Source organism: Sutcliffiella sp. FSL R7-0096, from assembly GCF_038595065.1.
Lineage (GTDB): Bacteria > Bacillota > Bacilli > Bacillales > Bacillaceae_I > Sutcliffiella_A.
In genome coordinates this window covers 2,944,695-2,969,580 of the sequence record NZ_CP152003.1, presented here as the reverse complement: position 1 = coordinate 2,969,580, position 24,886 = coordinate 2,944,695, and the positions used below count along the sequence as shown (strand labels likewise).

The 24,886-nt window shown below is 41.0% G+C and carries 29 protein-coding genes and 1 pseudogene; 25 read left to right on the top strand and 5 right to left on the bottom strand.

From position 1 onward, the window contains the following. The first annotated feature begins 76 nt into the window (after nt 1-76). The 16 genes and pseudogenes from MKY77_RS15270 (at nt 77) to MKY77_RS15195 (ending at nt 14,465) form a co-directional block, all read left to right on the top strand. Nucleotides 77-1,552 (top strand): 4-hydroxyphenylacetate 3-hydroxylase N-terminal domain-containing protein, encoded by a 1,476-nt coding sequence (locus MKY77_RS15270; RefSeq protein WP_339146697.1) that lies wholly within the window; start codon nt 77-79, stop codon nt 1,550-1,552. A 92-nt stretch (nt 1,553-1,644) separates the two neighbouring features. Further along, nucleotides 1,645-2,394 (top strand): IclR family transcriptional regulator, encoded by a 750-nt coding sequence (locus MKY77_RS15265; protein WP_339146696.1) that lies wholly within the window; start codon nt 1,645-1,647, stop codon nt 2,392-2,394. Nucleotides 2,395-2,427: 33 nt separating this feature from the next. Then, entirely contained in the window at nt 2,428-2,967 is a 540-nt protein-coding gene (locus tag MKY77_RS15260) for a 3-hydroxyanthranilate 3,4-dioxygenase (RefSeq protein WP_339146695.1), read from the top strand. Next, on the top strand, nt 2,958-4,007 hold the full coding sequence (locus tag MKY77_RS15255) for an amidohydrolase family protein (protein WP_339149833.1): 1,050 nt from the start codon (nt 2,958-2,960) through the stop codon (nt 4,005-4,007). Before MKY77_RS15260 ends, MKY77_RS15255 begins: the two co-directional genes overlap by 10 nt. Continuing rightward, on the top strand, nt 3,955-4,416 hold the full coding sequence (locus tag MKY77_RS15250) for a RidA family protein (RefSeq protein WP_339146694.1): 462 nt from the start codon (nt 3,955-3,957) through the stop codon (nt 4,414-4,416). Before MKY77_RS15255 ends, MKY77_RS15250 begins: the two co-directional genes overlap by 53 nt. A 307-nt stretch (nt 4,417-4,723) precedes the next feature. Then, entirely contained in the window at nt 4,724-6,199 is a 1,476-nt protein-coding gene (locus tag MKY77_RS15245; RefSeq protein ID WP_339146693.1) for an aldehyde dehydrogenase, read from the top strand. Between the two features lie 22 nt (nt 6,200-6,221). Beyond that, the gene (locus MKY77_RS15240; RefSeq protein ID WP_339146692.1) at nt 6,222-7,001 is read left to right on the top strand and encodes a fumarylacetoacetate hydrolase family protein; all 780 of its coding nucleotides are present in this window, start codon (nt 6,222-6,224) and stop codon (nt 6,999-7,001) included. 181 nt (nt 7,002-7,182) lie between these two features. Next, nucleotides 7,183-8,082, top strand: a complete 900-nt coding sequence (locus MKY77_RS15235; RefSeq protein ID WP_339146691.1) for an acetaldehyde dehydrogenase (acetylating) — start codon at nt 7,183-7,185, stop codon at nt 8,080-8,082. 19 nt (nt 8,083-8,101) lie between these two features. Further along, the gene (dmpG, locus tag MKY77_RS15230) at nt 8,102-9,115 is read left to right on the top strand and encodes a 4-hydroxy-2-oxovalerate aldolase (RefSeq protein ID WP_339146690.1); all 1,014 of its coding nucleotides are present in this window, start codon (nt 8,102-8,104) and stop codon (nt 9,113-9,115) included. 14 nt (nt 9,116-9,129) lie between these two features. Then, nucleotides 9,130-9,903: a fumarylacetoacetate hydrolase family protein gene (locus MKY77_RS15225; RefSeq protein WP_339146689.1), complete on the top strand. Its 774-nt coding sequence runs from the start codon at nt 9,130-9,132 to the stop codon at nt 9,901-9,903. Between the two features lie 12 nt (nt 9,904-9,915). Further along, nucleotides 9,916-10,107, top strand: coding sequence for a 2-hydroxymuconate tautomerase (locus MKY77_RS15220; protein ID WP_339146688.1), 192 nt, complete (start codon nt 9,916-9,918; stop codon nt 10,105-10,107). A 25-nt stretch (nt 10,108-10,132) separates the two neighbouring features. After that, a complete protein-coding gene (locus MKY77_RS15215) occupies nt 10,133-10,663 on the top strand; it encodes an FAD synthetase family protein (protein WP_339146687.1) in 531 nt (176 codons plus the stop codon). A gap of 33 nt (nt 10,664-10,696) precedes the next feature. Further along, nucleotides 10,697-11,704, top strand: coding sequence for a TRAP transporter substrate-binding protein (locus MKY77_RS15210; protein ID WP_339146686.1), 1,008 nt, complete (start codon nt 10,697-10,699; stop codon nt 11,702-11,704). Nucleotides 11,705-11,728: 24 nt separating this feature from the next. Further along, nucleotides 11,729-12,208, top strand: coding sequence for a TRAP transporter small permease (locus MKY77_RS15205; RefSeq protein ID WP_339146685.1), 480 nt, complete (start codon nt 11,729-11,731; stop codon nt 12,206-12,208). A gap of 68 nt (nt 12,209-12,276) precedes the next feature. After that, nucleotides 12,277-13,474: pseudogene (locus tag MKY77_RS15200) on the top strand (TRAP transporter large permease). A gap of 625 nt (nt 13,475-14,099) precedes the next feature. After that, entirely contained in the window at nt 14,100-14,465 is a 366-nt protein-coding gene (locus tag MKY77_RS15195) for a DUF4181 domain-containing protein (protein ID WP_339146684.1), read from the top strand. 57 nt (nt 14,466-14,522) lie between these two features. On the opposite strand, the gene prli42 is transcribed toward MKY77_RS15195, so the two are convergent. Then, nucleotides 14,523-14,618 carry a stressosome-associated protein Prli42 gene (gene prli42, locus MKY77_RS15190; RefSeq protein WP_010194162.1) on the bottom strand — a complete coding sequence of 32 codons (96 nt, stop codon included), beginning with the start codon at nt 14,616-14,618 and terminating at the stop codon, nt 14,523-14,525. Nucleotides 14,619-14,778: 160 nt separating this feature from the next. On the opposite strand from prli42, the gene mce reads away from it, so the two are divergent. The 5 genes from mce to MKY77_RS15165 all read left to right on the top strand — a co-directional run bounded on the left by mce (nt 14,779) and on the right by MKY77_RS15165 (nt 19,196). Beyond that, nucleotides 14,779-15,198 (top strand): methylmalonyl-CoA epimerase, encoded by a 420-nt coding sequence (mce, locus tag MKY77_RS15185; RefSeq protein ID WP_339146683.1) that lies wholly within the window; start codon nt 14,779-14,781, stop codon nt 15,196-15,198. After that, the gene (locus tag MKY77_RS15180; RefSeq protein WP_339146682.1) at nt 15,188-16,741 is read left to right on the top strand and encodes an acyl-CoA carboxylase subunit beta; all 1,554 of its coding nucleotides are present in this window, start codon (nt 15,188-15,190) and stop codon (nt 16,739-16,741) included. Before mce ends, MKY77_RS15180 begins: the two co-directional genes overlap by 11 nt. Nucleotides 16,742-16,966: 225 nt before the next feature. Next, on the top strand, nt 16,967-17,449 hold the full coding sequence (locus MKY77_RS15175) for a GNAT family N-acetyltransferase (protein ID WP_339146681.1): 483 nt from the start codon (nt 16,967-16,969) through the stop codon (nt 17,447-17,449). Nucleotides 17,450-17,530: 81 nt separating this feature from the next. After that, the gene (locus MKY77_RS15170; RefSeq protein WP_339146680.1) at nt 17,531-18,649 is read left to right on the top strand and encodes a tripeptidase T; all 1,119 of its coding nucleotides are present in this window, start codon (nt 17,531-17,533) and stop codon (nt 18,647-18,649) included. Nucleotides 18,650-18,734: 85 nt separating this feature from the next. After that, on the top strand, nt 18,735-19,196 hold the full coding sequence (locus tag MKY77_RS15165) for a chemotaxis protein CheW (protein ID WP_339146679.1): 462 nt from the start codon (nt 18,735-18,737) through the stop codon (nt 19,194-19,196). A 60-nt stretch (nt 19,197-19,256) separates the two neighbouring features. Here MKY77_RS15165 and MKY77_RS15160 read toward each other — a convergent pair whose 3' ends face one another. Beyond that, nucleotides 19,257-19,682 carry an organic hydroperoxide resistance protein gene (locus MKY77_RS15160; RefSeq protein WP_339146678.1) on the bottom strand — a complete coding sequence of 142 codons (426 nt, stop codon included), beginning with the start codon at nt 19,680-19,682 and terminating at the stop codon, nt 19,257-19,259. A 234-nt stretch (nt 19,683-19,916) separates the two neighbouring features. On the opposite strand from MKY77_RS15160, the gene MKY77_RS15155 reads away from it, so the two are divergent. From MKY77_RS15155 to yunB, 3 genes are all read left to right on the top strand, one after another. Then, nucleotides 19,917-20,273: a MarR family transcriptional regulator gene (locus MKY77_RS15155; RefSeq protein ID WP_342515374.1), complete on the top strand. Its 357-nt coding sequence runs from the start codon at nt 19,917-19,919 to the stop codon at nt 20,271-20,273. Nucleotides 20,274-20,341: 68 nt separating this feature from the next. Next, a complete protein-coding gene (locus MKY77_RS15150) occupies nt 20,342-21,595 on the top strand; it encodes a DNA polymerase IV (protein ID WP_339146676.1) in 1,254 nt (417 codons plus the stop codon). A gap of 121 nt (nt 21,596-21,716) precedes the next feature. Continuing rightward, complete coding sequence (gene yunB, locus MKY77_RS15145; protein WP_339146675.1) at nt 21,717-22,514, top strand: sporulation protein YunB; 798 nt, start codon at nt 21,717-21,719, stop codon at nt 22,512-22,514. On the opposite strand, the gene MKY77_RS15140 is transcribed toward yunB, so the two are convergent. The 3 genes from MKY77_RS15140 to MKY77_RS15130 all read right to left on the bottom strand — a co-directional run bounded on the left by MKY77_RS15140 (nt 22,515) and on the right by MKY77_RS15130 (nt 23,857). Continuing rightward, a complete protein-coding gene (locus MKY77_RS15140; RefSeq protein ID WP_339146674.1) occupies nt 22,515-22,715 on the bottom strand; it encodes a hypothetical protein in 201 nt (66 codons plus the stop codon). After that, nucleotides 22,705-22,911 (bottom strand): hypothetical protein, encoded by a 207-nt coding sequence (locus MKY77_RS15135; protein WP_339146673.1) that lies wholly within the window; start codon nt 22,909-22,911, stop codon nt 22,705-22,707. Before MKY77_RS15135 ends, MKY77_RS15140 begins: the two co-directional genes overlap by 11 nt. Nucleotides 22,912-23,020: 109 nt before the next feature. Beyond that, on the bottom strand, nt 23,021-23,857 hold the full coding sequence (locus MKY77_RS15130) for an HAD family hydrolase (protein ID WP_339146672.1): 837 nt from the start codon (nt 23,855-23,857) through the stop codon (nt 23,021-23,023). Between the two features lie 103 nt (nt 23,858-23,960). On the opposite strand from MKY77_RS15130, the gene rnz reads away from it, so the two are divergent. After that, nucleotides 23,961-24,881 carry a ribonuclease Z gene (gene rnz, locus MKY77_RS15125; protein ID WP_339146671.1) on the top strand — a complete coding sequence of 307 codons (921 nt, stop codon included), beginning with the start codon at nt 23,961-23,963 and terminating at the stop codon, nt 24,879-24,881. Nucleotides 24,882-24,886 lie beyond the last annotated feature (5 nt).

Sequence of the window (24,886 nt, the reverse complement as noted above, 5' to 3'; positions counted from 1 at the left end):
CTTCATCGGAAAGTAACATAACTATTTTTGAAAGCGATTACAAATAATTGACTTATACATAAAAGGGGGAAACGTGATGGGAATTAGGACAGGTGAGCAATACATTAACGCTTTGAAATCCAGAAAGCCCGAAGTGTGGCTTGGGGGAAGAAAAGTGGAGGATTTGTATAATGAAGATGTATTCAAACAGCCGATTCATGAAATTGCCAAACTTTATGATCTCCAGTTTGATCCAGAGTACCAGGACAAAATTACGCATGTTTGTGAAGAGACAGGGGAGCGGGTAAACAATGCGTTCCTTGTTCCAAGGTCGCAGGAAGATCTTATGGCCCGCAGCAGACTATTTGAAGCATATGCAAGAGCTACATTCGGCCTGATGGGAAGAACCCCTGATTTCTTGAATGTAGTGGTCACCTCCATGGCAAGCAACTCCTGGTTCTTGGATAAATATAACCCGGATTGGTCCGTAAATATAAGAAACTATTACCGCCATATCAGGGATAATGATCTGTTCTTAACACACGCCATTATAAATCCACAAAATGATAGAAGTAAAGCTTCCTATGAACAAAAGGATTTGTTTACCCACTTAGGGACTGTAAAAGAATCAAAGGGTGGGTTAGTTGTCAGAGGTGCTAAAATGTTGGCAACATTGGCTCCTATTACAGACGAAGTAATCATCTACTCCTTCCCGGGCTTTCAAGCTGGAGATGAGCGTTATGCATTGGCCTTCGCGATTCCTATCGATACACCTGGTTTACGGATTATCTGCAGGGAACCTATGCAAGATGGAAAGCGGTCCGTATTTGATCATCCATTGGCCTCGAGGTACGAAGAAATGGATGCCATCCTTGCGTTTGATGATGTATTGGTGCCGTGGGACAGGGTGTTCATGTATAACAATGTGGAAGCGGCCAATTCCTTATATCCAATGACAGGAATTGCTCAGCAACCAGCCCATCAATCTGGTGTCAGAGGGTATGTGAAGCTGGCCTTTGCAACGGAGGTCGCGTGTAAAGTGGCTGATTCCATCGGAGTAGACGGATTTTTGAATGTGCAAAATGATCTTGGCGAGCTGGTTCAGGCAGTGGAAACAATACGAGCATTATTACGTGTGTCTGAATATGAGTATGAAGTGACAAAGGATGGAGAATATCGTCCGGCGCCGGCACCTCTTGAAACAATCAGAGGTCTCTTACCGAAAATGTATCCTCGGGCAATTGAAGTGATGCAAATTATTGGGGCTGGTGGCCTGTTAATGTCCCCTACTGGTGCCGACTTCGAAAATTCGGAATTGCGTCCTGATCTGGACAAGTATTTTGGTGGAAGGGAAGGGGTTTCAGCAGAAGAACGTGTTCGAATATTTAAGTTGGCGTGGGACCTTTGCGGAGAAGCATTCGGACAACGACTGCTACAATATGAGCGCTACTATACGGGAGATCCAATCAGAAAAAGAGCGATTTTTTACAATCAATATAAACGGAAAAATAAATTCGACATGGCTGAACAAGCTCTTAAGAATACAGAAAAAACAGAAATAAATCTCATATAATTAGAGGAAATTGGCGTTCTTTGTATAAATATTAGAATATTACATATATTCTGACACTTATTGTGGAACTTTGATGAAAAAGGGGCGAAGACATGATATCCTCTGTGCTGAAAGTTGCAAAGATATTGGACTGTTTTACAGGGAATGAGCCGGTTTTGGGTAACCAGGAGATTGCAGAGAAATTGGGGATGAATGTAAGTACGGTGCATCATATTGTCAGTACACTATGCCATGAAGGAATTCTAATACAGGACAGCAGAAAAAAGTATCGGCTCGGCTGGAAGTTGCTTGAGTGGAGCAATCATGTCATGTACCAGCAGGAAATTTACAGCGAAGCGATTCCCATTGTGGAGGACCTTGTCCGACAATACAATGGAACGGTCCATATCGGTATGTTTGATGCTGGAGAAGTAAGGTTTGTCCTGAAGGTTTCAGCCAAAAATTCAGTACCTGTTCCTACTTTTGTCGGTGCCAGAAAGCCTGCATATTGTACAAGTACAGGAAAGATATTATTGTCTTTCAATCCATCATTCATCCAGCCTACTATTTCCAAAGGCCTGTTGCAAAGAGCGCCAAATACTATTACATGTGTGAAGAAGTTAAAAAAAGAGCTTGAAGAAATAAGAGAACAGGGGTATGCCATCAGTAATAATGAAAATGAATTGGGGTTATACGGAATTGCTGCTCCGATTCATTCTTATACAGGGCAAACTGTGGCCGCACTGAATATGGTCGGTCCCATTTCCTATATGCAGGGGCAGCAAAAGCAGGCCATCATTCAAAGTGTTTTGCGGACATCCAGGCAAATATCAAAAGAGCTTGGTTATATTAGCGCAATTTGACAGCGCTTACAAAATAATGAGGAGGAATTAGCTATGGCATTGAAAACGAGATCCATGAACATTATGAAAGTGATAGAGGACAATAAACATCTATTAAAGCCGCCGGTTAATAACAAAGTTCTTTGGGAGGATTCTGAATTTATTGCGATGCTACTTGGCGGACCAAATAGAAGAAGGGATTTCCATGTTGATCCATCGGACGAATTCTTTTATCAGGTTAAGGGGGACTGCTACGTAGAATGCATCAATGATAATGGAGAACGTGAAGTGGTAACGGTCAAGGAAGGGGAAATGTTTATGCTACCGGCAAATGTTCCCCATTCCCCGCACCGTGTGGCGGATACGTACGGAATTGTTTTAGAAAGAAAACGGGACAAAGGGGAACTAGAGGACTTTGTTTGGTTCTGTGATAACTGTAATGAGGAAATGCACCGGGTGACGGTTCAATTGACCAATATTGAAACACAGGTAAAGGGAGCGATAGAGGAGTTCAATGGAAGCGAAGAACTGCGCACATGTGACCATTGCGGCCATGTAATGCCAGAGGAAGTAGATGTGTGGAAATGCGAATAGATTTCCATACTCACATCATTCCAAAGGAGTTTCCTGATTTTGCAGAAAAACATGGTGGTGACCGTTGGCCGACACTGCATCAGACTTGTACATGTGGAGCAAACATCATGGTTGCAGGAAAGGTCTTTCGTGAAGTGACCGATCAAGTATGGTGTCCGCATAAACGAATTCAGGACATGGATAGAGAGGGTGTGGATATCCAAGTACTCTCTCCCATTCCCGTGACATTTTCTTATTGGGCTGACAAAGAGGCGGCGCTTGAAATGGCACAACTTCAAAATGATTTTATCGCGGATACAGTAAAAGAATATCCTAACAGATTCATTGGTCTTGGTACTGTACCGCTTCAAGATACGGTGGTTGCCATTCAGGAAATGGATAGGTGTATGCATGACCTTAAACTTGCGGGTATAGAAATTGGAACAAATGTAAATGGAGAGAATCTGGATTCCCCGCATTTGACAGAGTTCTTTAAAATGGCAGAAGAGTGGAAGGTGCCTCTCTTTATTCACCCTTGGGAAACGATGGCGAAAGACCGTACCCCAAGACATAATTTTATGTACACAATCGGAATGCCAAGTGAGACAGCTCTTGCTGCCGCAAGTTTGATTTGGAGCGGGGTAATGGAGAAGTTCCCAAACCTTAGAATCTGTTTTGCTCATGGCGGAGGTTCTTTCCCATATATACTACCGCGCTTGGATAAAGGGTGGGAGGTATGGCCACATCTCAGGCTTACTACACATCCTCCTAGTCATTATGCCAAAAAGTTTTATTTCGACTCTTTAAACTATGATTCACTAACCATGAAATATCTGATTGAACGATTCGGTATCGATAAAGTGATTATGGGGTCTGATTATCCATTCCTTTTACGGGAAATTGCACCGGGAAAAGTGATAGATCAGATGGAGGGCTTGTCTGAATCGGACAAAAATCTGTTGTTAGGGAAGAATGCTTTGGAATTTTTGAATATAAAGGAGACCGACTATGGAACAAAAGCTGATGACTCCAGAGGAAAAGCTGAAACAATTAGGTCTTGAGTTAAGAGATGTCCGTCCTTCAGTCGGTAACTATGTCAGTCATGTAAGAGTGGGCAACCTGATTTTCACCGCTGGCCAGGGGGTGGACCAATATCATGGAAAATTGGGCAGGGATTTTACCATTGAAGAAGGGTATCTTGCATCCCGCCAGTCGATGCTTAATTTGCTAAGTGTCCTGAAGCATGAATTAGGCGAATTGAGTAGAGTGGTAAAGGTGGTCAAAATGCTAGGGTTCGTCAATAGTACAGAAGACTTTACGGATCAGCCCAAAGTGATGAACGGTGCGTCTGACCTGCTTGTTGAGGTATTCGGTGATAGAGGAAGACATGCCCGTTCTGCAGTAGGCATGGCACAGCTGCCAAACAATACGGCTATCGAAATAGAACTGATTGTTGAGATTGCAGAGTAACGACTCCTTCTCTCTCTTGGATGAGGGGGAGTCTTCATTTTGGAAAGCTCTTTTCTCAAAGGTTGTTACTATTCACTTGTAAAAAGTCGGCAATTGGACTTTGCACGAGAAAAGTCGGTAATTGGACTTTGCACGAGAAAAGTCGGCAATTGGACTTTTCACTGCTTACATACTCTGGAGATCACAAGGGGTATTCTTTGTAATCAGAGAAAAGAGCACGACAGCAAGTAAAATAACGGCTAGTTTGAGTATGCGAAGCAGCAACAAAGTTTACGAAAAAAGTCTTTTGGAAAGGGTGGGTTGTCTGATGCAAGTAAAAGAAAGTGTTGCTAAAAAAATCAAGCCGATAGATTGTCGCCACTTTATCGACGGCGATTACATCGATTCTATTAATTTGAAAACCTTTCATAATATAAATCCTGCAACAGAAGAAGTGATCGGAAATGTTGCAGAAGGTGGGAAAGAGGAAATTGATAGGGCTGTTAAGGCCGCAAGAAAAGCGTTAAAGGGTCCATGGAAAAAGTATACGACCAAGGAGCGATCTGATTTATTACGAAGAATTGGAGATGGAATATTACAAAGAAAAGAAGAATTGGCTGTCTTGGAGTCCATGGATACAGGTAAGCCTTACGAATTGGCTCTAGAAATGGACATAACCAGATCTGCCTACAATTTTTACTTTTTTGCTGATTTTTTAACATCAATGGGCGGGGAGTCCTACCAACAAGATAATGTTGCGCTCCATTATTCTATTAGAAGACCTGTGGGAGTCGTTGGGATGATCAATCCTTGGAATCTCCCTTTACTCTTATTGACTTGGAAATTGGCTCCATGTCTAGCGGCAGGGAATACTGCGGTCATGAAACCTGCTGAATGGTCTCCAATGACAGCCACTGTTCTGGTGGAAATTTGCAAGAATGCAGGAGTGCCGGATGGGGTAATCAATCTCGTTCATGGTTTTGGAGCCGATTCAGCAGGGTCTGCGTTAACCGAGCATCCTGGTGTGGATGCGATAACTTTTACAGGAGAAACAAAAACAGGTTCCGCCATCATGAAAGCGGCAGCTCCTACGCTTAAAAAGTTATCCTATGAGCTCGGGGGGAAAAACCCGAATATCATTTTTGCAGACTCCAACCTGGATGAGGTCATTGATACAACGCTCAAATCGAGTTTCATGAACCAAGGGGAAGTATGTCTTTGCGGTTCAAGAATTTATGTGGAGAGTTCTATTTATGAGTCGTTTCTTGAAAAGTTCACTGCCAGAACCAAAGAACTACAAACCGGGGATCCTTTTAATCCTGCAACAAAAGTAGGTGCGGTTATCAGTAAAGAACACTATGAACGAGTCCTCACCTATATTGAAATAGCAAAAGAAGAAGGTGGGACCATTTTAACAGGTGGAGGCCGACCGGAGTCTGTTGATAAAGGGTATTTCATTGAACCGACTATTGTCGTTGGTCTAGATCGACATGCAAGGTGTGTCAAAGAAGAAATTTTCGGGCCTGTCGTCACTGTTATCCCGTTTGAAACAGAAGAAGAGGTTTTGGAGCAGGCAAATGATACACATTATGGGCTAGGTGCGACGATTTGGACAAATGACCTTCGCCGCGCACATCGTGTTGCAAGGGAGATCGAAGCGGGAATCATCTGGATCAACACTTGGTATTTAAGAGACTTAAGGACTCCATTCGGTGGGATGAAGCAAAGCGGAATTGGCAGGGAAGGCGGCATGCATAGCTTTGACTTTTATAGTGAATTGTCGAATGTTACGGTAAAACTTTAATGCCAGAAAGGAGTTCCTGAAAATGACCATTCAAACGAGAAAGTTATCAGACCTGCTGATGAACGCTGAAAAATCAAGAATAGGTGTCTCTCCTTTGACCGACATGAACCCTGACTTAACAGTGAAAGAAGCATACAATATTCAATTGGATAATATACAGATTAAGCTACAAAACGGGGAAAAAATCAGTGGAAAGAAAATCGGACTTACTTCACTGGCCATGCAACAGCTTCTAGGGGTAAACGAACCTGACTATGGTCATCTCCTTCAATCGATGGAAGTGGGTAATGGTGGGGTTATTTCTCGCCAGCAGCTTCTCGAACCGAAAGTGGAAGGAGAAATAGCATTCTTTTTAAAAAAGGATCTGACTGGACCCAATGTGACGGTTGAGGATGTAATGGATGCTACAGAATATGTAGTTGCTGCATTGGAGATTGTTGACAGTCGGGTAGCAGGTTGGAAAATTAAACTTTGTGACACGATAGCGGATAATGCTTCTTCGGGTCTTTACGTACTAGGTGAAAAAAAATTGTCTCCACATCAACTAGATCTTAAGGAAGAGAAGATGTCCTTTTATAAGAATGAACAACCAATCAATGAAGGGATCGGTAAAGCGGCTTTAGGAGATCCCGCCTATTGTGTCGCTTGGCTTGCTAATAAACTATCCGAGTTTGGAATTACACTAAAAGCTAATGAAGTAATCCTCTCAGGTGCTTTATCCGCGGCAGCAAACGCAGAAGAGGGCGATGAATTCTTGGCCAAATTTCAAACACTCGGAGAAGTGAAAGTCAGTTTTAAATAATATTAAGATTTCTAGCTGTTGATCGGAACTAAAGGCGTAGACTCCAGCGGGAGAGTAGCGACAATCTTGAGACCCGCAAGCGTTGTGAGGAGGCTCAAGGTCGCCCTCTGGATAAGCATAGCCTTTTGCGCAATGCAACAGCTGCTTATATCAGAGCCGAAAAAAGAAAGGAGGAGTAAGAATGGAAAAAGTAAAAGTAGCGATAATAGGTTCAGGAAACATCGGTACAGATCTAATGCTTAAACTTCACCGTTCCAAGTCACTTGAACTGACTGCGATGATTGGTATAGATCCTCATTCAGATGGCCTCAGACGTGCAAAGGCATATGGACATACCATCATCATGAATGGAGTGGATGGTTTTCTAGAAAAGCCGGAACTTGCAGACATACTTTTTGATGCAACTTCTGCCAAAGCACATTACAGGCATGCAGAGGCATTGAAAAAAACGGGAAAACATCTAATCGACCTAACTCCGGCAGCTATCGGTCCATTTGTCGTTCCGACAGTAAACCTGATGGAGCATATAAATGAACCTGTTGTGAACATGGTTACTTGTGGTGGACAGGCAACCATACCAATTATTCATGCTGTCAGTAAGGTATGTCAACTGGAGTATGCGGAAATCGTTGCAACCATTGCAAGCAAAAGTGCTGGTCCCGGGACACGTATGAATATTGATGAATTTACTACCACTACAGCGCGTGCGATTGAAAAAATAGGCGGTGCTAAGAATGGAAAGGCCATCATCATTCTTAATCCTGCAGAACCACCAATACTAATGAGAGATACTGTTTACTGCCAAGTGCGAAACTTGAAAGGAAAAGAAGAACAAATAAGTTCGGCCATAGCTAGACGTGTAGAAGAAATTCAAGGTTATGTACCTGGATATAAACTTCGCACTGAACCGATATTCGATGGAGATAAGGTCAGTATTTTCATAGAAGTGAAGGGAGCGGGGGATTACCTACCAGATTACTCAGGTAATCTGGATATCATGACTGCAGCTGCAGTTAAAGTAGGAGAAGAAAAAGCAAGTAGATTGGTAGGAAAAAGAACAAAAACAGTTAAAGCTACATAAGAGAGGGGAGGGCAAAAGGTTGAGACGTGATGTATGGATTACAGAGGTTGCCCTAAGGGATGGGAGTCATGCCATCAGTCATCAATTTACCATTGATCAAGTGAAAAATGTCGCCAAAGCCTTGGATGAGGCGGATGTCCCTGTTATTGAAGTGTCCCATGGAGATGGACTTGGAGGATCTTCCCTTCAATATGGATTGTCACATACCAATGAAATGGAACTGATCAGCGCCGCAACGGAAGTTGTTACCAAAGCAAAAATAGCCGTTTTGTTGCTTCCTGGCATAGGGACAGTTCAGCATTTAAAAGAAGCGGCAAGCCGTGGTGCAAAAATAGCCCGAATTGCTACCCATGTAACAGAAGCGGATGTGTCAAAGCAACATATTTCTTTTGCAAAGGAGCTTGGTTTAGAAGCCGTTGGTTTTCTGATGATGTCCCATATGGCACCAACAGAGAAATTGCTCGAGCAGGCAAGCTTGATGGAAAGCTATGGAGCGGATGTGGTTTATGTAGTTGATTCTGCGGGGGCTCTTTTACCACATCAAGTTAAAGAAAGAGTTCATTGTTTGCGCAACAGCTTGGATATACCAATTGGGTTCCATGCCCACAACAACCTCTCATTAGCTGTTGCCAATTCCTTAGTTGCAATAGAACAAGGGGCAACCAGAATAGATGGTAGCATCCGATGCCTTGGGGCAGGAGCTGGAAATACACAGACAGAAGTGTTGGTATCTGTGCTTGACAGGCTAAATATTCAAACTGGTATTGATGTATATAAAATGATGGATGTGGCGGAGGAGGTTGTAGCCCCTATTCTGCAGAAACCCCAAGAAATTACGAGGGAAGGCCTGCTACTTGGATATGCAGGCGTTTACTCTAGTTTCTTGGTTCATGCCAACAAAGCGGCAACCCAGTTTAAGGTAGATGCAAAAGATATATTAATAGAATTAGGAAGACGAAAAGTAGTTGGTGGACAAGAAGATATGATTGTCGATATTGCTGCTGAGATGGCCAAAAAGACCGTAAAGGTTTAAGAGGAGGATCTATATTGGACTTACTTCAAATTGCAAAACATGTGGCAGATCACCAAAAAAATGGACAAGAGATGGATAAAATCACTCTCACTCATCCGGAAATGAATGTGGAGCATGCTTATGAAATTCAAAAACTGAGCATGGATCATGCAATAAAAAGTGGAGACAGATTAATCGGCTGGAAAATGGGATTGACCAGTAAGGCAAAACAATTGTCGGTGGGGGTGGAGGAGGCCATTTATGGTAGATTAACTTCCTCCATGGAATTGACGGAACCTACCTTGCAAATTGGCAATCTCATTCATCCGAGAGTGGAGCCTGAGTTTGCGTTTATCCTCAACAAAGAACTTAAAGGAGAGCAAATTACAGTTCGTGATGTATGGATGGCAACTGAATGCATCTTCCCTGCATTAGAGGTCATTGATAGCAGGTATCGTAACTTCTCCTTCACTTTGGAGGATGTTGTGGCTGACAATGCATCATCATGCAAGTTCATTTTAGGAAATCAAGCTTTTTCCCCTTATTTCACCTCTTGGGATAAGGTCGGGGTGACCATGACTAGAAATGGTGAGACGGTACAATCCGGAGTGGGAGCGGCAGTATTGGATCATCCTGTGAAGTCTATTGTGGAATTGGTGAAAATGCTACATCGGGAAGGGCTTTCCGTCCATCCGGGAATGGTGGTTCTTGCTGGTGGAATTACAGAAGCAATCAATGTCTACAACGGGGATGTAATAGAGGTTCACTACGATCATTTAGGAACAATGAAGTTGAACGTCGAGTTGTAGAGGAGAAGCTATATGCCAATTACTCACATCCATTTGTTGGAAGGTAGAAGCGTCGAACAAAAACAAGAATTGATTCAAAATGTCACTCAAGCCATCACCCAAACTCTCGGAACCACTCCGGAACAAGTTAGGGTGTTGCTCATGGAGATACCTAAAGAAAATTGGGGAACCGGCGGTACTACAAAGGCACAAAGTGAAAGGTAGAGCAACTTAGAAAGAGGGAAGCAAATTGTTGATTCATGGGGCAGGAAAAGTCAGCTTACCAAGATCCATTGTGACGATTGGGGCCTTTGATGGTGTACATAGAGGGCATCAAACACTTATCAAGGAAATTGCTCAAAAGGGGCGCAGGCTAAAGGTACCAAGTGTCGTTTACACATTTGATCCGCCGCCTCGAACATTCTTACAAAGTGCCCGAACGCTTTCTCCTATACACGAAAAGATAAGGAGGATGCAAGAACTAGGGTTGGATCATTGTATTGTTGCTACATTCGATCAAAAATATTTGCAACAAACTGCGTTTCAATTCATGTATGAACTTCAACAATTAAATCCTGTAGAAATTGTGGTAGGTAAAGATTTTCGTTTCGGAAAAAATCGTACTGGGGACATATCCCTATTAAAGCAATTTTTTAAAGTAAAAGTTATCGAGCCTGTATTCTGTTCAAATGGAAAAGTCATTTCATCCACAAGGATAAGAGAGTTGGTCAGCAGAGGAGAAAACAAACAAGCTTTCTCCTTACTGGGTTGGCCCGTTTAGTTTAAGTCTAAAGGAAAATAAAGGGGGAGAACGATGGAAAAGGTGAAAAGAAATATAGTCATGATCATGGCCATGTCATTGGTATTGTTACTGGCAGCATGTGGAGGAAACGAAGCTAGCGGTAATGAATCAGGGAAGACTTATTCATTTAAATTAGCACATATTACCCCAACCAACCATATGTGGCATCAGGCTGCTGAGAAATTTGCAGAAGAACTGGAAAGCAAATCCGATGGAAGAATGAAAGTGGAAATCTATCCAGCAAGCCAGCTTGGTACAGAAGCAGATATGGTTCAACAAATTGAGGCAGGATCCGTAGACTTTGGATTAATCACCGCAGCTTATATGAGTTCCCGCTCTCCTTCTTTTGCCGCATGGTTTATGCCATATGCCTTTGAAGACATCAATGCCGCACATGAAGCTAGAACCTCTGATGTTTCTAAAAAGATTTTGGCTACATTGGATGAGCAAGGTCTAGTTGGACTGGAATATCTGTTTGCCGGTCAACGTGTCATGCTATTTAAAGACAAGGAAGTGACTTCCCCGCAAGACATGGCAGGATTGAAATTACGTGTGACACCGAGTCCGCCGATGCAAGACTTTTATCGTTCAGCAGGAGCGTCACCTGAAGGATTGCCACTTCCAGAAGTTTATGCAGCCGTTCAAACAGGTGTAATCGATGGTATGGACATGGATTTGGATGCTGCAATCACCAATAAATACTTTGAAGTCGTAGAATATGGAGCTGTTACCAACCATATGGTTTGGCCATCCGTTGCCATAGTGAATAAAGCCACATTTGAGGGAATGTCTGAAGCTGACCAAAAGTTAATTCGTGATGCATTGACAGTGGCCACCGACTTTGCAGTAAACACCCGCTCTGGCCAAGAGGAGGAGTTCAGGCAAACGTTAAGTGACAACGGTATGAAAATCTATGATATACCTGCGGATGCATTTGCAGACCAGATTGCAGAGTTTGATGCGAAATACAAAGAAGCAGACCCTCTAATTAAAGAGTTTATTGAAACGTATAGAAAATAGGATTTGAAGGGGGAAGTCACGAGAATGATGAGAATCAGTGACGGAATAGCCAAAGTCGAGAAATTTCTCGGTGCATTCTTAATGTTGTGCATGGCGGTTATCATTACATTATCAGTTGCCTTCCGATACTTCCTGAACTCCCCCCTGTCATGGGCCGGGGAAGTATCTATCTTTCTATTAATCTGGATCAGCTTTATTGGAGGTAGCTTGGGACTGAAATATAAGTCCCAAGCTTCTGTTTCGATATTCTTGGAGTATGTGCCGATAAATATAAAGAAGGCATTAATCCTGATTGGCCATCTATGTATGTTGTTATTTCTTCTGATCATTTTATATTATACCTACACTTGGATACTATCATCCAATGTAGCTTTGCAGAGATCTAGTGGTATTCTTTTACCCATGTGGATACCATATAGCGCAGTCCCAATTGGTCTTACTTGTGCAGCGTTTCATATTTTGACTAATTTTCTAGTTGTTTTAAGAGAGGGGGAAGTTAATTGACGATACTGGTAATTGTCTTGTTTTTTATATTTTTACTTATCGGTATCCCGATCTCTCTCGTCCTTGGAATGACAACTGTTTTGTACTTCTTACTTGTAGGAAGTCCGGTGCTGCTTCAATCCACACCTATGCGTTTATATTCTGGACTCGAAAATTTCGGTCTATTGGCGATTCCACTCTTCATGCTCGCAGGGGAATTGATGAATAGCGGTGGAATCACGACAAGACTTGTGAAGTTCTCTAAAACATTAATTGGTCACGTGAGAGGCGGCCTAGCATATGTGACGATCATATCTAATATGTTTATTGCATCCATATTAGGTTCAGCAAATGCTCAAGCTGCGATGATGAGTAAAGTCATGGTCCCGGAAATGGAAAGAGAAGGGTACAAAAGAGAGTTTTCCTCCGCGCTCACCCTTGCTTCCTCCATTGTCGCCCCCATCATTCCTCCAAGTATGATATTCATTATTTATGGAACTCTCTCTGGCACCTCCATAGGTGGATTATTTATGGCAGGGATAATTCCCGGAATCATTTATGGATTAGGGTTTATTGGTCTCATTGCCTTTATGGGTTATAAGTACAATTTTCCCAAAAGTGAACGAGCGTCGATTAGAGAAATTGTACGGCATGGGTTGTATGTCATACCTGCATTAAGTGTTCCATTTATCATTATCTTCGGTATTTTAAGCGGTGCTTTTACCCCGACGGAATCGGCTGCGGTCGCATGTTTCGTTGCGCTGATAGTTGGTATGTTCCTCTACAAGGAATTGAAACTGAAGAACATTCCAAAGCTATTGATGAATACGGTGATAAGTACAGCCACCGTAACGTTTCTTATTGCGATGGCAAACATCTTTGGCTGGATGATTGCCTTTGAACAAATACCTCAACTTGTAGCCGATGGCATGCTAAGCATTTCAGAAAACCCGCTTGTTTTCTTATTGATGGTTAATTTGATGCTTCTATTGCTTGGAGCGGTTTTAGACGGTATTGCAGCATTAATTATTTTGATTCCTGTATTAATGCCGCTTGTTGTTGCATTTGGGATAGATCCTATTCACTTCGGTGTCATCATTGACCATTGGACTATTGACACCCCCTGTTGGAACTGGATTGTTTGTTGTCTCTTCTATTGCGGAAGTGAAAATCGAAAAGCTGATAAAGGCCACAACCCCATTTCTGATAATGGGTATTCTCATACTGATGATTATCACGTATTGGGCGGACGCTGTTTTATTTATTCCAAGAATGCTAGGTTTCTAATGTTAGCCGGACCATATTGGTTCGGTTTTTTAATTAGAAGGCTCTGTTAGACACCACTGTTGATTTCAGCACTAAGCTTCGCTTTCCTAGGGGCGTTTGGGGAGCCTCCATGGCTTGACCTGCGGGGTCTCCCCTAAACGCTATCTCCCTCAGGACAAGGAAGGCTTCGGCAGCAATACATCGCACGAAGAAAATGCGGCAGCATTTTCGAGGAGTCTTCGCCTATGGCTCCAATCAACAGCTAGGTTGCTGCAAAAATCAACAGTTGCTTTAACAGAGCCAATTATAAAAATAAATGAAACCCTGGGAACCACATTACGTATATTAAGACATAGGTTCTTAATGGGGGATTACCATGCATGATACATATTTATTTTGTCATTTCAAGACTAATAAAAACAGCTCAAAGTAAAGGGGTATTTGAGATTGCACAAAAGGCGAGGTTCAGGTTAACCCTTTATGCTTTGCTGCTAATTTGTAGCTTCCCCGTTTATAGTTGTTTATGAGGAGATTTTGGTGCTCCCGATAATAGCTGTTGTAATTTTTCTATTTGTGATGGAAGTAATTCTTTTGATACTAATCTCTCAATTCAGAAAAGTTTTATAGGAGAGGAGGAGGGGTGAAAATGACCTTTGTATGGTTGATGATGACAGTTGTTATCGTGCTTATGCTGGTTGATGTGGTAGTAAGAAAGGCACTGAATATTAAACGTGTTAAACTGACGGACCCCAAAGCAAAGAAATTAGATGTGTTTGGAAGGGTCCTTTGCGCTGTTATAATTTTTGTGGCCTTCCCACCACTTCTTGACAATGGGGTTATACAATTAAAATACTTATTTATGATATTGTTTACGGTTCTGTTTAGTTTCCAAGCAATACTTCAATACGTCTATATCAAAGAATCAAAAGAATATATCATCACTTTGTTAATGAGTGTGGTGTTCATTGTTTTTATGCTTAATATTGATTTCCTAATTGACCTTTACACTTAAATACAATGAAAAAAAACGAGCCAGGTATAAACTTGGCTCGTTTTCCTTTTTAATCTATTAGAAAAACATGGAAGCTCCAGCTAATAGTGTCGTAATTAGCATGACGCCAATCATTAAATATACGACAACTTTTTGGAATTTGCGGTTCATCATTTGAGTTCATTCACTCCCCATTTATTCTACTATCCCTATTTTACATGGATTTCAATTCTTTCTCAAGTTAGGATTCTAGACGAAAAAGGAAGGAATTTTGCACAATAAGTCGAAATGTTATAGAGTCATAGTTAGGGGACATACAACAAGGGGGATTGGCATGATTAAAAATGTAAATCATATTGGGATTGCTGTAAGCTCAATAGAGACAGCGCTTCCATTTTATACAGAGACACTGGGGTTGACTTTTGAAGCCGTCGAACATGTAGCGGAGCAAAGGGTAAGGGTAGCATTTATAGATGCGGGGAATTGCAAGCTTGAGTTGTTGGAACCTACCTCTCCTGATAGTCCGGTTGCCAAGTTTATTGAAAAGCGTGGGGAAGGAATTCACCATGTAGCACTAAGTGTAGAGTCAATAGAAGAAAGAATACAAGAAATGATTGAGAAGGGAATCCCGATGATTGACAAGAATTCCCGTGTCGGTGCTGGTGGAGCGAATATCGCTTTCATGCATCCAAAAGCAAGCAATGGCGTACTGGTAGAATTCTGCGAAAAGGCGGCGAAACACCATGACAATTGATATCTATGAAAAAATAAATGAGCTTTATGACAAACGTCGGGAAGTAGAACTTGGCGGTGGAGACGACCGGATTGACAAGCAACATGAAAAAGGGAAACTGACCGCAAGAGAGCGCATTGAACTTCTTGTAGATGAAGGGACTTTTGTAGAGCTTAATCCATTTATCGAGCACCGTTGCAATGACTTTGGACTGCAAGGAAAGAAAGGTCCTGGAGATGGTGTCGTCACAGGATATGGAAAAGTGAACGGGAAACCAATCTATCTATTTTCTCAAGACTTCACTGTATTTGGTGGAGCCCTAGGGGAAATGCATGCAAAGAAAATCGCCAATGTCATGGATATGGCAGCGAAAAATGGTGCACCGATTGTCGGCTTGAATGATTCCGGTGGAGCGCGGATTCAGGAAGGTGTTCTTTCATTAGATGGATATGGACATATTTTTTATAGAAACTCTATCTATTCAGGGGTGATTCCACAGATATCAGTCATTATGGGACCATGTGCAGGCGGAGCTGTATACTCTCCGGCAATTACTGATTTCGTATTCATGGTGGAAAAGACCAGTCAAATGTTTATCACAGGGCCAAAGGTAATTGAAACGGTAACAGGGGAGAAAATCAGTTCAGAAGGCCTCGGTGGTGCAAAAGTACATAACGCGATTAGCGGTAATGCCCATTTCTCCAGTTCTTCAGAGGAAGAGGTATTGGCACAGGTGCGAAATTTGCTAAGCTACCTTCCACAAAACAATGAAGAGAAGCCGGAAAGAATTTCTTGTGAACAAGGTGATGACTACCGTCCGGATTTAGCGGATGCCATCCCGTTTGACGCAATCAGACCATATGATGTTCGAATTGTCATCAACCAGGTGGTGGATGAAGGTTCGTTCATGGAAGTTCATAAGGATTTTGCGAAGAATATCGTAGTTGGATTGGCAAGGTTGAAGGGAGAAGTAGTAGGACTTGTTTGTAATCAGCCAAAAGTCATGGCTGGCGGCCTCGATATCGATTCATCCGATAAAGCATCCAGGTTTATACGATTCTGTGACTCTTTCAATATCCCGTTGATTACGTTCGAGGATGTTACTGGATTCTTCCCGGGTGTTAAACAGGAGCATGGCGGGATCATCCGTCATGGTGCCAAGATCCTATACGCTTATTCGGAAGCGACTGTGCCAAAGCTGACCGTGATTTTGCGTAAAGCATATGGGGGCGCCTATGTAGCCCTAAACAGTAAATCCATTGGTGCCGATCTTGTATTTGCATGGCCGAATGCCGAAATCGCAGTAATGGGTCCTCAAGGAGCAGCAAACATCATCTTTGCCCGTGAAATCAATGAGAGCGCTAATCCGGAAGAGACACGCGCCCAGAAGATTGAGGAGTATCGTGAAAAGTTTGCCAACCCATATGTTGCAGCAAGTCAAGGGATGGTAGATGACGTGATTGATCCGAGAGAGACAAGGATTAAATTGATTCAATCATTGGAAATGCTCCGCAATAAAAAGGAAACAAGACCATATAAAAAACACGGGAACATCCCACTATAATTCATGAGGAGAGATAGTAGGTTGATAAAGCCTGCTATCTTTTTTAACTATAGGCTTATTAAAGCATACTGTTGATTTTTGCAGCAACCTAGCTGTTGTTTGGAGCAATAGGCTAAGACTCCTGAGGGAGATAGCGTTTAGGGGAGAGCCCCTAGGAAAGCGAAGCCTAGTGCGGAAATCAACAGCGGTGCTAAACGGAGCCAAACTAAAAAGGGGGAGGATGACTTGGTCCATCTAGTAAAAGTGAAGCAAAGTGAAGAAGAGGCCCTTCATAATCTTATACAATTCTATATTTACGAATTCACAAGATTTAATAAACAAATTATATTAGAAACAGATGGGAAGTATAAGCCATTTGATTTGGATAAGTATTGGAATGACCAAGAGTACCATGCATTTTTTGTTAAATCAGGAGAAGAACTCTCAGGTTTTGCCTTGGTGGAAGAGGGACACGGAGATGCTCCAAGTGTTATTGAAGAGTTCTTTGTCTTGAGAAAGTTTCATGGAAAAGGGCTGGGAACAATAGCCTCTCAACAGCTGTTTTCCATGTTCCCTGGTAAATGGCAGGTATTTCAAATTGAAAATAACTATCCTGCACAGGCTTTTTGGAGAAAAACAATCAAGGAATATACAAGTAACACTTTTACGGAGCGATATGATGAACATAGAAGACCTATACAAGAGTTTGATACCAATGCTTTGCCATAATTAGTGGGGGAATCAAGGAAATAATCGCTTGAATAGGTTATAATAGGATGGGATTCAATAAGTAGTAGGAGGAACATACATATGATTAACAGAGACAGACTTGTCGAAGAGTTTTTAGAGCTTGTCCAGGTGGACTCAGAAACAAAATTTGAAGCAGAAATTTGCAAAGTGTTAAAAGAGAAATTCACCGCGCTTGGTGTACAAGTAGTAGAAGATGATACCATGAATGAGACAGGTCATGGTGCAGGGAATCTTATCTGTACATTAGAAGGGACGAAAGATGGTGTAGATACCATATATTTCACGTCCCATATGGATACAGTTGTTCCAGGTAAGGGAATCAAACCATCCATAAAAGACGGCTACATTGTAACTGATGGAACGACAATCCTTGGAGCAGATGACAAAGCTGGGCTTGCTGCAATGCTTGAAGCGGTAAAAGTACTAAAAGAACACAATATCGAACATGGAAAAATCGAGTTTGTTATCACAGTTGGAGAAGAATCAGGCCTTGTAGGAGCAAAAGCTCTAGATCCAGCTTTAGTAACAGCAAAATTCGGCTTTGCTCTTGATAGCGACGGGACAGTTGGAAACATCATCGTAGCAGCGCCAACACAAGCAAAAGTGAAGGCAACCATTTACGGTAAAACCGCTCATGCAGGAGTTGCTCCGGAAAAAGGCGTATCGGCAATTACGATTGCTGCTAAGTCCATCGCAAAAATGCCTTTAGGCCGTATTGATGAAGAAACGACTGCTAACATCGGACGTTTTGAAGGCGGCGGACCGACGAACATCGTTTGTGATCGTGTAGACATTTTAGCAGAAGCTCGTTCTTTAGTTCCTGAAAAAATGGAAGCGCAAGTAGCAAAAATGAAGGATGCATTTGAAACAGTTGCAGCTGATATGGGTGGCCGGGCAGAAGTAATAGTTGACGTTATGTATCCAGGCTTCAAATTTGCTGATGGTGATCATGTGGTGGAAGTGGCGAAGCGTGCCGTTTCTGAAATCGGCAGAACGCCTGAGCTACAGCGCAGCGGTGGCGGTAGTGATGCCAATGTTATCGCAGGCTTTGGTGTTCCTACGGTAAACCTTGCAGTTGGATATGAGGAAATTCACACAACAAATGAAAGAATGCCAATTGAAGAATTGATCAAAACAACAGAACTTGTTGTAAGCATCATGAAGGAAGTAGCAAAATAAAAATTGGGAAAGCTTGGTGAAATTGCCAAGCTTTTTTTTGCACCTTGTTTTATAATAGATAAAAAGGGCGAATAGGAGAAAAGTCATGGAATCCAAAAAACTAGTGATCTTTGAAGCAAATGGAGAAGAATATGGCATCCCGGTAGAATTTGTGGTTTCCATAGAAAAATTGGGGGCAGTCAATGCTTTGCCAGATATGGAAAGCTATCTAAAGGGGATAACAAAAGTGAGAGAAGAGTTAATCCCTGTATTGGATGTTAAACAAATATTATTTACAGATCCCATCCTCAAAGATGATAAAACACGTTTGATAGTGGTAAAAACATCCGAACTTTCGATAGGGTTATTAGTAGAAGATGCGAAAGAGATTTTAGACGTAAACGAAGAAGCTATTAAAGGTCTCTTAGCGTTCCAGTCAACTCCTTATATTAGTGGGATGGTCAATCTTGAAAATCGGTTAATTGCAATTATTGAACCTGATAATTTAATTAGTAGTCTGGAGAAAATTCAACACATTAAGAGTGCCGTAGAAACCGCTACGCTCTAAAATCATAAAAAACCATTATTCAAGACCACTCGCTTTCTCGCGGGTGGTCTTGTTTAGTCATTAAGCTTGTGCTTTTGTCTTTAATTCAACCTCAATATTTCCTTGTGTCGCTTTTGAATAAGGGCAAACAGAATGAGCCTGTTCTACAAGCTTTTCTGCTTCCGCTTGTGAAACGCCACTTATGTTCACATTTAACACAACCGCCAGTTTGAAGCCTCCATCCGTATCTTTACCAATTGAAACTTCTGCAATGACTTCAGATTCAATTTTCTGCCTTGCTTGTCGTGCAACCAGGTTTAAAGCACTGTCAAAGCAAGCTGAATATCCTGCCGCAAATAGTTGTTCTGGGTTCGTTGCGCCTTCCTTTTCTGTTCCTCCCAATGACTTGGGCATAGCAAGTACTAAATCTAATGTACCATCTTCGCTTTGTATTTTTCCTGCTCTACCACCTGACGCTGTAACTTTTGCAGTATAAAGTGCTTCCATGTAAACTCCACTCCTTTAAATTGTGTAAAATTATATTGTGCAAAATCTAATTCTTCACTATAATAACGCGCATAAATTATTTAGTCAATTAATAAGTTGTGCGAAAGATATTTGTTTAAGTGATACTGGATAGGTACAATAGTATTATTGAGATTTAAAGGAGACATTGGTATGGAGAGCAACTTAAGGTTAGAGAATCAATTGTGTTTTAAGATTTACTCGGCAGAAAAAAAGATGACCAAACTATATAGAGCTTATTTAGACGAAATTGGAATTACTTATCCTCAATACTTAGTACTATTGGTACTATGGGAACAGGATGACCTTTCTGTGAAGGAGTTAGGTGAAAAGCTCATGCTTGACTCTGGTACATTGACTCCAATGCTTAAGCGGATGGAAACAAATCAATTAATTACCAGAAACCGATCTAAAAAAGATGAACGAGTTGTGGTCATAACTCTTACCCAAAAAGGTAAGGCAATTAACCAAGAGGTAGAATGCATTCCAAGTAAATTTCTTGAAAAAGTGTCATTAGATACGGATGATTTGCAAATGTTAAGCAACCTTTTATCAAAACTGGTAGAAAGATAAACGGAGAATTGTTTTATATTATGTTATTAGTAGAAATAAAATAGGCAAGAAAGTTTAGGATGGATAGTATGAGTGAAAAAATCACAAAAAGACATCGAATTATTTTTCATGTGGATATGAATAGCTTTTACGCATCTGTTGAGATGGCCTATGATCCAGCCCTTATAGGAAAACCGGTGGCTATTGCTGGAAACGTTGAAGAACGTAAGGGGATTATCGTCACCTGCAGTTATGAAGCAAGGGCCTTTGGGGTAAGAACCACGATGCCGTTATGGGAAGCAAGGCAAAAATGTCCCCAGCTTATTGTGCGGAAGCCTAATTTTGATAGGTACAGAAAAAGTTCTCAAGCAATGTTTGAGCTGTTAAGACAATATACAGATTTAGTTGAACCGGTTTCCATTGATGAAGGATATATGGATGTAACGGATTACTCGGGATCTTTATCTCCTTTGCAAATAGCGGAGGAAATTCAAACAAGGTTGCAAAAAGAACTATTGTTACCCTGTAGCATTGGGATCGCTCCAAATAAGTTCCTGGCAAAAATGGCCTCAGATATGAAAAAGCCAATGGGAATTACAATCTTAAGAAAAAGGGAACTTCAAAAAATCCTTTGGCCATTCAATGTGGGGGAGATGCATGGAGTTGGATCTAAAACTGCAGAAAAACTTAAGACGATAAATATTGCTACCATAGGTGACCTTGCTAACGGAAATGACTATCAATTAAAACATCTTCTCGGTATTAATGGAGAGAGGTTGAAGAAAAGAGCAAATGGTGTAGACAACCGCCCCGTTGATCCAGATAGTGTTTCAGAGTTTAAAAGTATAGGGAACTCCACTACTTTGCCCAAAGATACGGATGATGAACGGATGATTGAAAAAACCATTGAGAAGCTTGCAGCATCAGTAAGTGCACGAATGAAAAGAAAATCTGTGCTTAGTCAAAACATTCAGCTGATGATACGATATGGCATTCACCATACGGTTACAAGAAGTAGAAAGTTATCTAATCCAGTAGAATCCGAAGCTCAAATTAAAGAGGCGGCTATGTTTTTGTTAAGAAAGCATTGGAATGGAGAACCTGTTCGATTACTTGGTGTCACAGCACAAGAATTGGTTGAAAAAGATGATTCCGTCAAACAGCTAGATCTCTTTACATTCCAAGAAGATGCCAAACAAGAACCATTGCATAAAACCCTTCAGGACTTAGAAGAGAAATTTGGGAAAGGTATTATAAAAAGGGGAATTAAGAATAAAAATACTGCAGATGTTGGGTCAAAGGCTAAAATTACAACTAGTTTTCAAAAGGATTTTTTGGACTAGGACATTTTTAATCTGTAAACCATATTGGTTTGCAGGTTTTTTTCTTATTTTTAAATATTAAAGAAATGATTAATAATCTGTCCCACAAACTTATATATATAAGGGGAGGAGGATTGCAACCATGAAGAGAATGCGTCGGACTTCCCTTTTGAAAAGTGGGCCACTGCCATTAAAGTATGTTTTTTTAATTACATTTATTTTATTTAACATTTTGACTGTTTTCAGTTTGATTATCATTAATAAGAATTTGGAACCAAGTTTAAGAAGTATAGCAGAAACCAAGGCTCGTCAGATTGCAACGCAGGCCATAAACGATGCGGTTTCAAAAAAGATAGCAGATAGTTTGAATCCCGAGGAATTGATTATTGTTTTGAACGAAGGAACAGATCACGTGGCTTTTGGTACGAATCATAGAGTTGTAAATAGGGTTATTTCCGAAACCACGTTAAGAGTACAAAGATATTTGGATTTTTTAGAAGAAGGTAATTTGGAAGGCCTGGAATCATATAAAAATGATTTAAATATAGATTATGAAGAATCAAAAAAGCAAAACGGTATCGTCTATAATGTCCCGTTGGGGATGGCGACCAAAACGACGCTTTTCTCAAACCTTGGACCAAAAATTCCGGTTCGCTTTGAGATATTAGGGGATGTTATCTCCAATGTTGAAACAAAAGTTATTGAAACAGGAATAAATAATACGGTCATTGAGATCTATGTCAATGTAAGTGTGAAAATGAACATCATTATCCCATTGGTAGAGCAACCGATGGAAATTAATAATTCTGTGAAGATAGGCGATTTAATTATCCCTGGTAAAGTCCCTATGTACTACCAAGGAAGCGGTAACGGTGGTGGAGGAGTAGCACCAGTTATTATTCCTGAAAATCCGGTTGAAGAGAAAAAGAATAACAACTGATTATCCAGTCCTGTGGTGTTCGAGCGCAGGACTTTTTTTGTTTTGGGCGTCTGGCCTTTTAAGATAGGCAACCACATCTTCTTTGCAAACATCCACAACAGAACTAATTATATCCAAGTCATTGGTAACTTTATAGGTAATCAATCTTCTTGCGATTTCGAGTGCTGTTTCCTTGGAAGCATAGGAAGTATTAGGATTCATGATGAGACTCTTCATGATTATTGATGATATTCTTCATACCAGGAATTGCAATCAGGCTTAGGGAAGTCATAAGGCTAAGCATGAACATAGGGGCATTGCTTGTCTTATCTGTCATCATGACGTAAAAAAGAATGGCAAAACCTGAAACGGCCAAGAGTTTTAGAATAACGTAAAAAGAGTGTTGGATTAATTTCATAAGTATCACCTCATCAGTTTTTAGAACATTTGTTCTTATTTCATTATAGTCGAACAAACGTTCTAAAAGCAAGCGTTAAATGCAAAAAAAATAACACCTTAATAAAGTGTTATTTTAAAAGAGATTTATCCAATAGGTCAGATAGTTCTGATAAGCCTTTTACTGTATAGTTGGCTTCACTATCTTTAAATAATTCAAAAGGATCGATACAAATTGTTTTGCAACCCAATAGGGCAGCAGGGAGAATTTCGTTAATATAGTTATCGCCAACACTCAACATTTGATTATAGGGGACACTGTGTTGTTGAGATATGTATGTAAGACGATCTGTTGTATTTATCGGTTTATTCGCTTCATAAATCTTATCATGGAAATAAGAAGAGAATCCCAACTTTTTCAAAATGACATCACTATCCGTCTGGGGACTATTGGTCATTAAGACTAATGTGTACTTGGTATGCAATCTTTCTAATACTTGGGCAAACTCTTTGAGTGGTTCTAATATAAAGTCATCGGTCATCATATGTTCCCTTGTTTGGAGGAAGGCAGCATATGCTTCCTCACTAGTTAATCCATAATGCTTCGCAATGGAAACCGGTACCCACCACAAATCCCCGATACTGAGCATATCGAATAGGTCAAATGTGAGAGAGTCAGGATAATGAGAAGTAAGTTGTTCTTTCGTCACTTCTACCCCTTCCCATGTCCAGCCGTTAGTTACCTTCCCGTCATGATGCGCTAAGATAAGGTCCTTTTTGGCATCATAAACCCTACCAATCTTTAAAGTGTGGGTTCCTTCCCCGACCGCAATGTAGTCTTCTTCAAATAGGGTCTGTTTTTCGAAAGGCAGTTTGGCTTTCAGTAGGTTGGCATAGTACTGAAAATGATGGGTATCTTCGTATAAGGTTCCATCGAGGTCAAAAACAATTGTTTTTATATGTTCCATAGCTAGTCTCCTTTTCCGTGATATTATCATTGTACTATATTCCTCCATACTCTTATGGAAATTTCTATAATTGAGTATAATGGAACAAGAGGAGCGGATGAATATGAAATTGACGTTTTTAGGTACTGGATCTGGTGTTCCTGCGAAGCATCGAAATGTATCGTCTTTAGCATTACATATAAATGACAAAGAGGGGGCCGTGTGGCTTTTTGATTGTGGAGAGGCAACACAGCATCAAATTTTACATACATCTTTAAAACCAAGAAAGATAACAAAAATATTTATTACACACTTACATGGAGACCATATTTTCGGCTTGCCTGGTCTTTTAAGCAGTCGCTCTTTTCAAGGTGGGGAAACAGCCTTAACGGTTTATGGGCCAAAAGGGGTCAGAGAATTTATAGAAACGTCTATGCGAGTGAGCATGACGCATGTGAAGTATCCTCTTATCATTGAAGAGTTTGATGAGGAAGGATTATTTTATGACGAAGAGGATTACTTTATTGAAGGGAAGAAGCTGGTTCACGGAATTTCTTCTTATGGTTTCCGCATTGTCCAAAAGGATTTGCCTGGAGCCTTATTGATGGACAAGGTCAAGGAAAACAATATTCCATCTGGACCACACCTTCAAAGCTTGAAAGAAGGGAAGCAGGTTACGCTAGATGACGGGAGAATAGTGGATGGGAAAGATTTCATCGGCCCCCCTAAAAAAGGAAAAGTAATTACGGTTCTTGGGGATACAAGGTACAATGAGACATCGATTGAGTTAGGATTAGCCTCTGATGTTCTTATCCATGAGGCGACGTTTGCAGCAAAGGATGAAATGTTGGCTAAAGAATATTTTCACTCGACGACCATTCAGGCCGCAAAAGTTGCCAAAGAGGCAGGGGCCTCCCAATTGTTGCTTACCCATATAAGTGCCAGGTACCAAAAAGAAGAGGTATCTATGTTACTTGAAGAGGCAAGAGAGGTTTTCCCCAACACATTAGTTGTAAATGATTTTGATGTGATTGCGATAAAGTGAGGGAT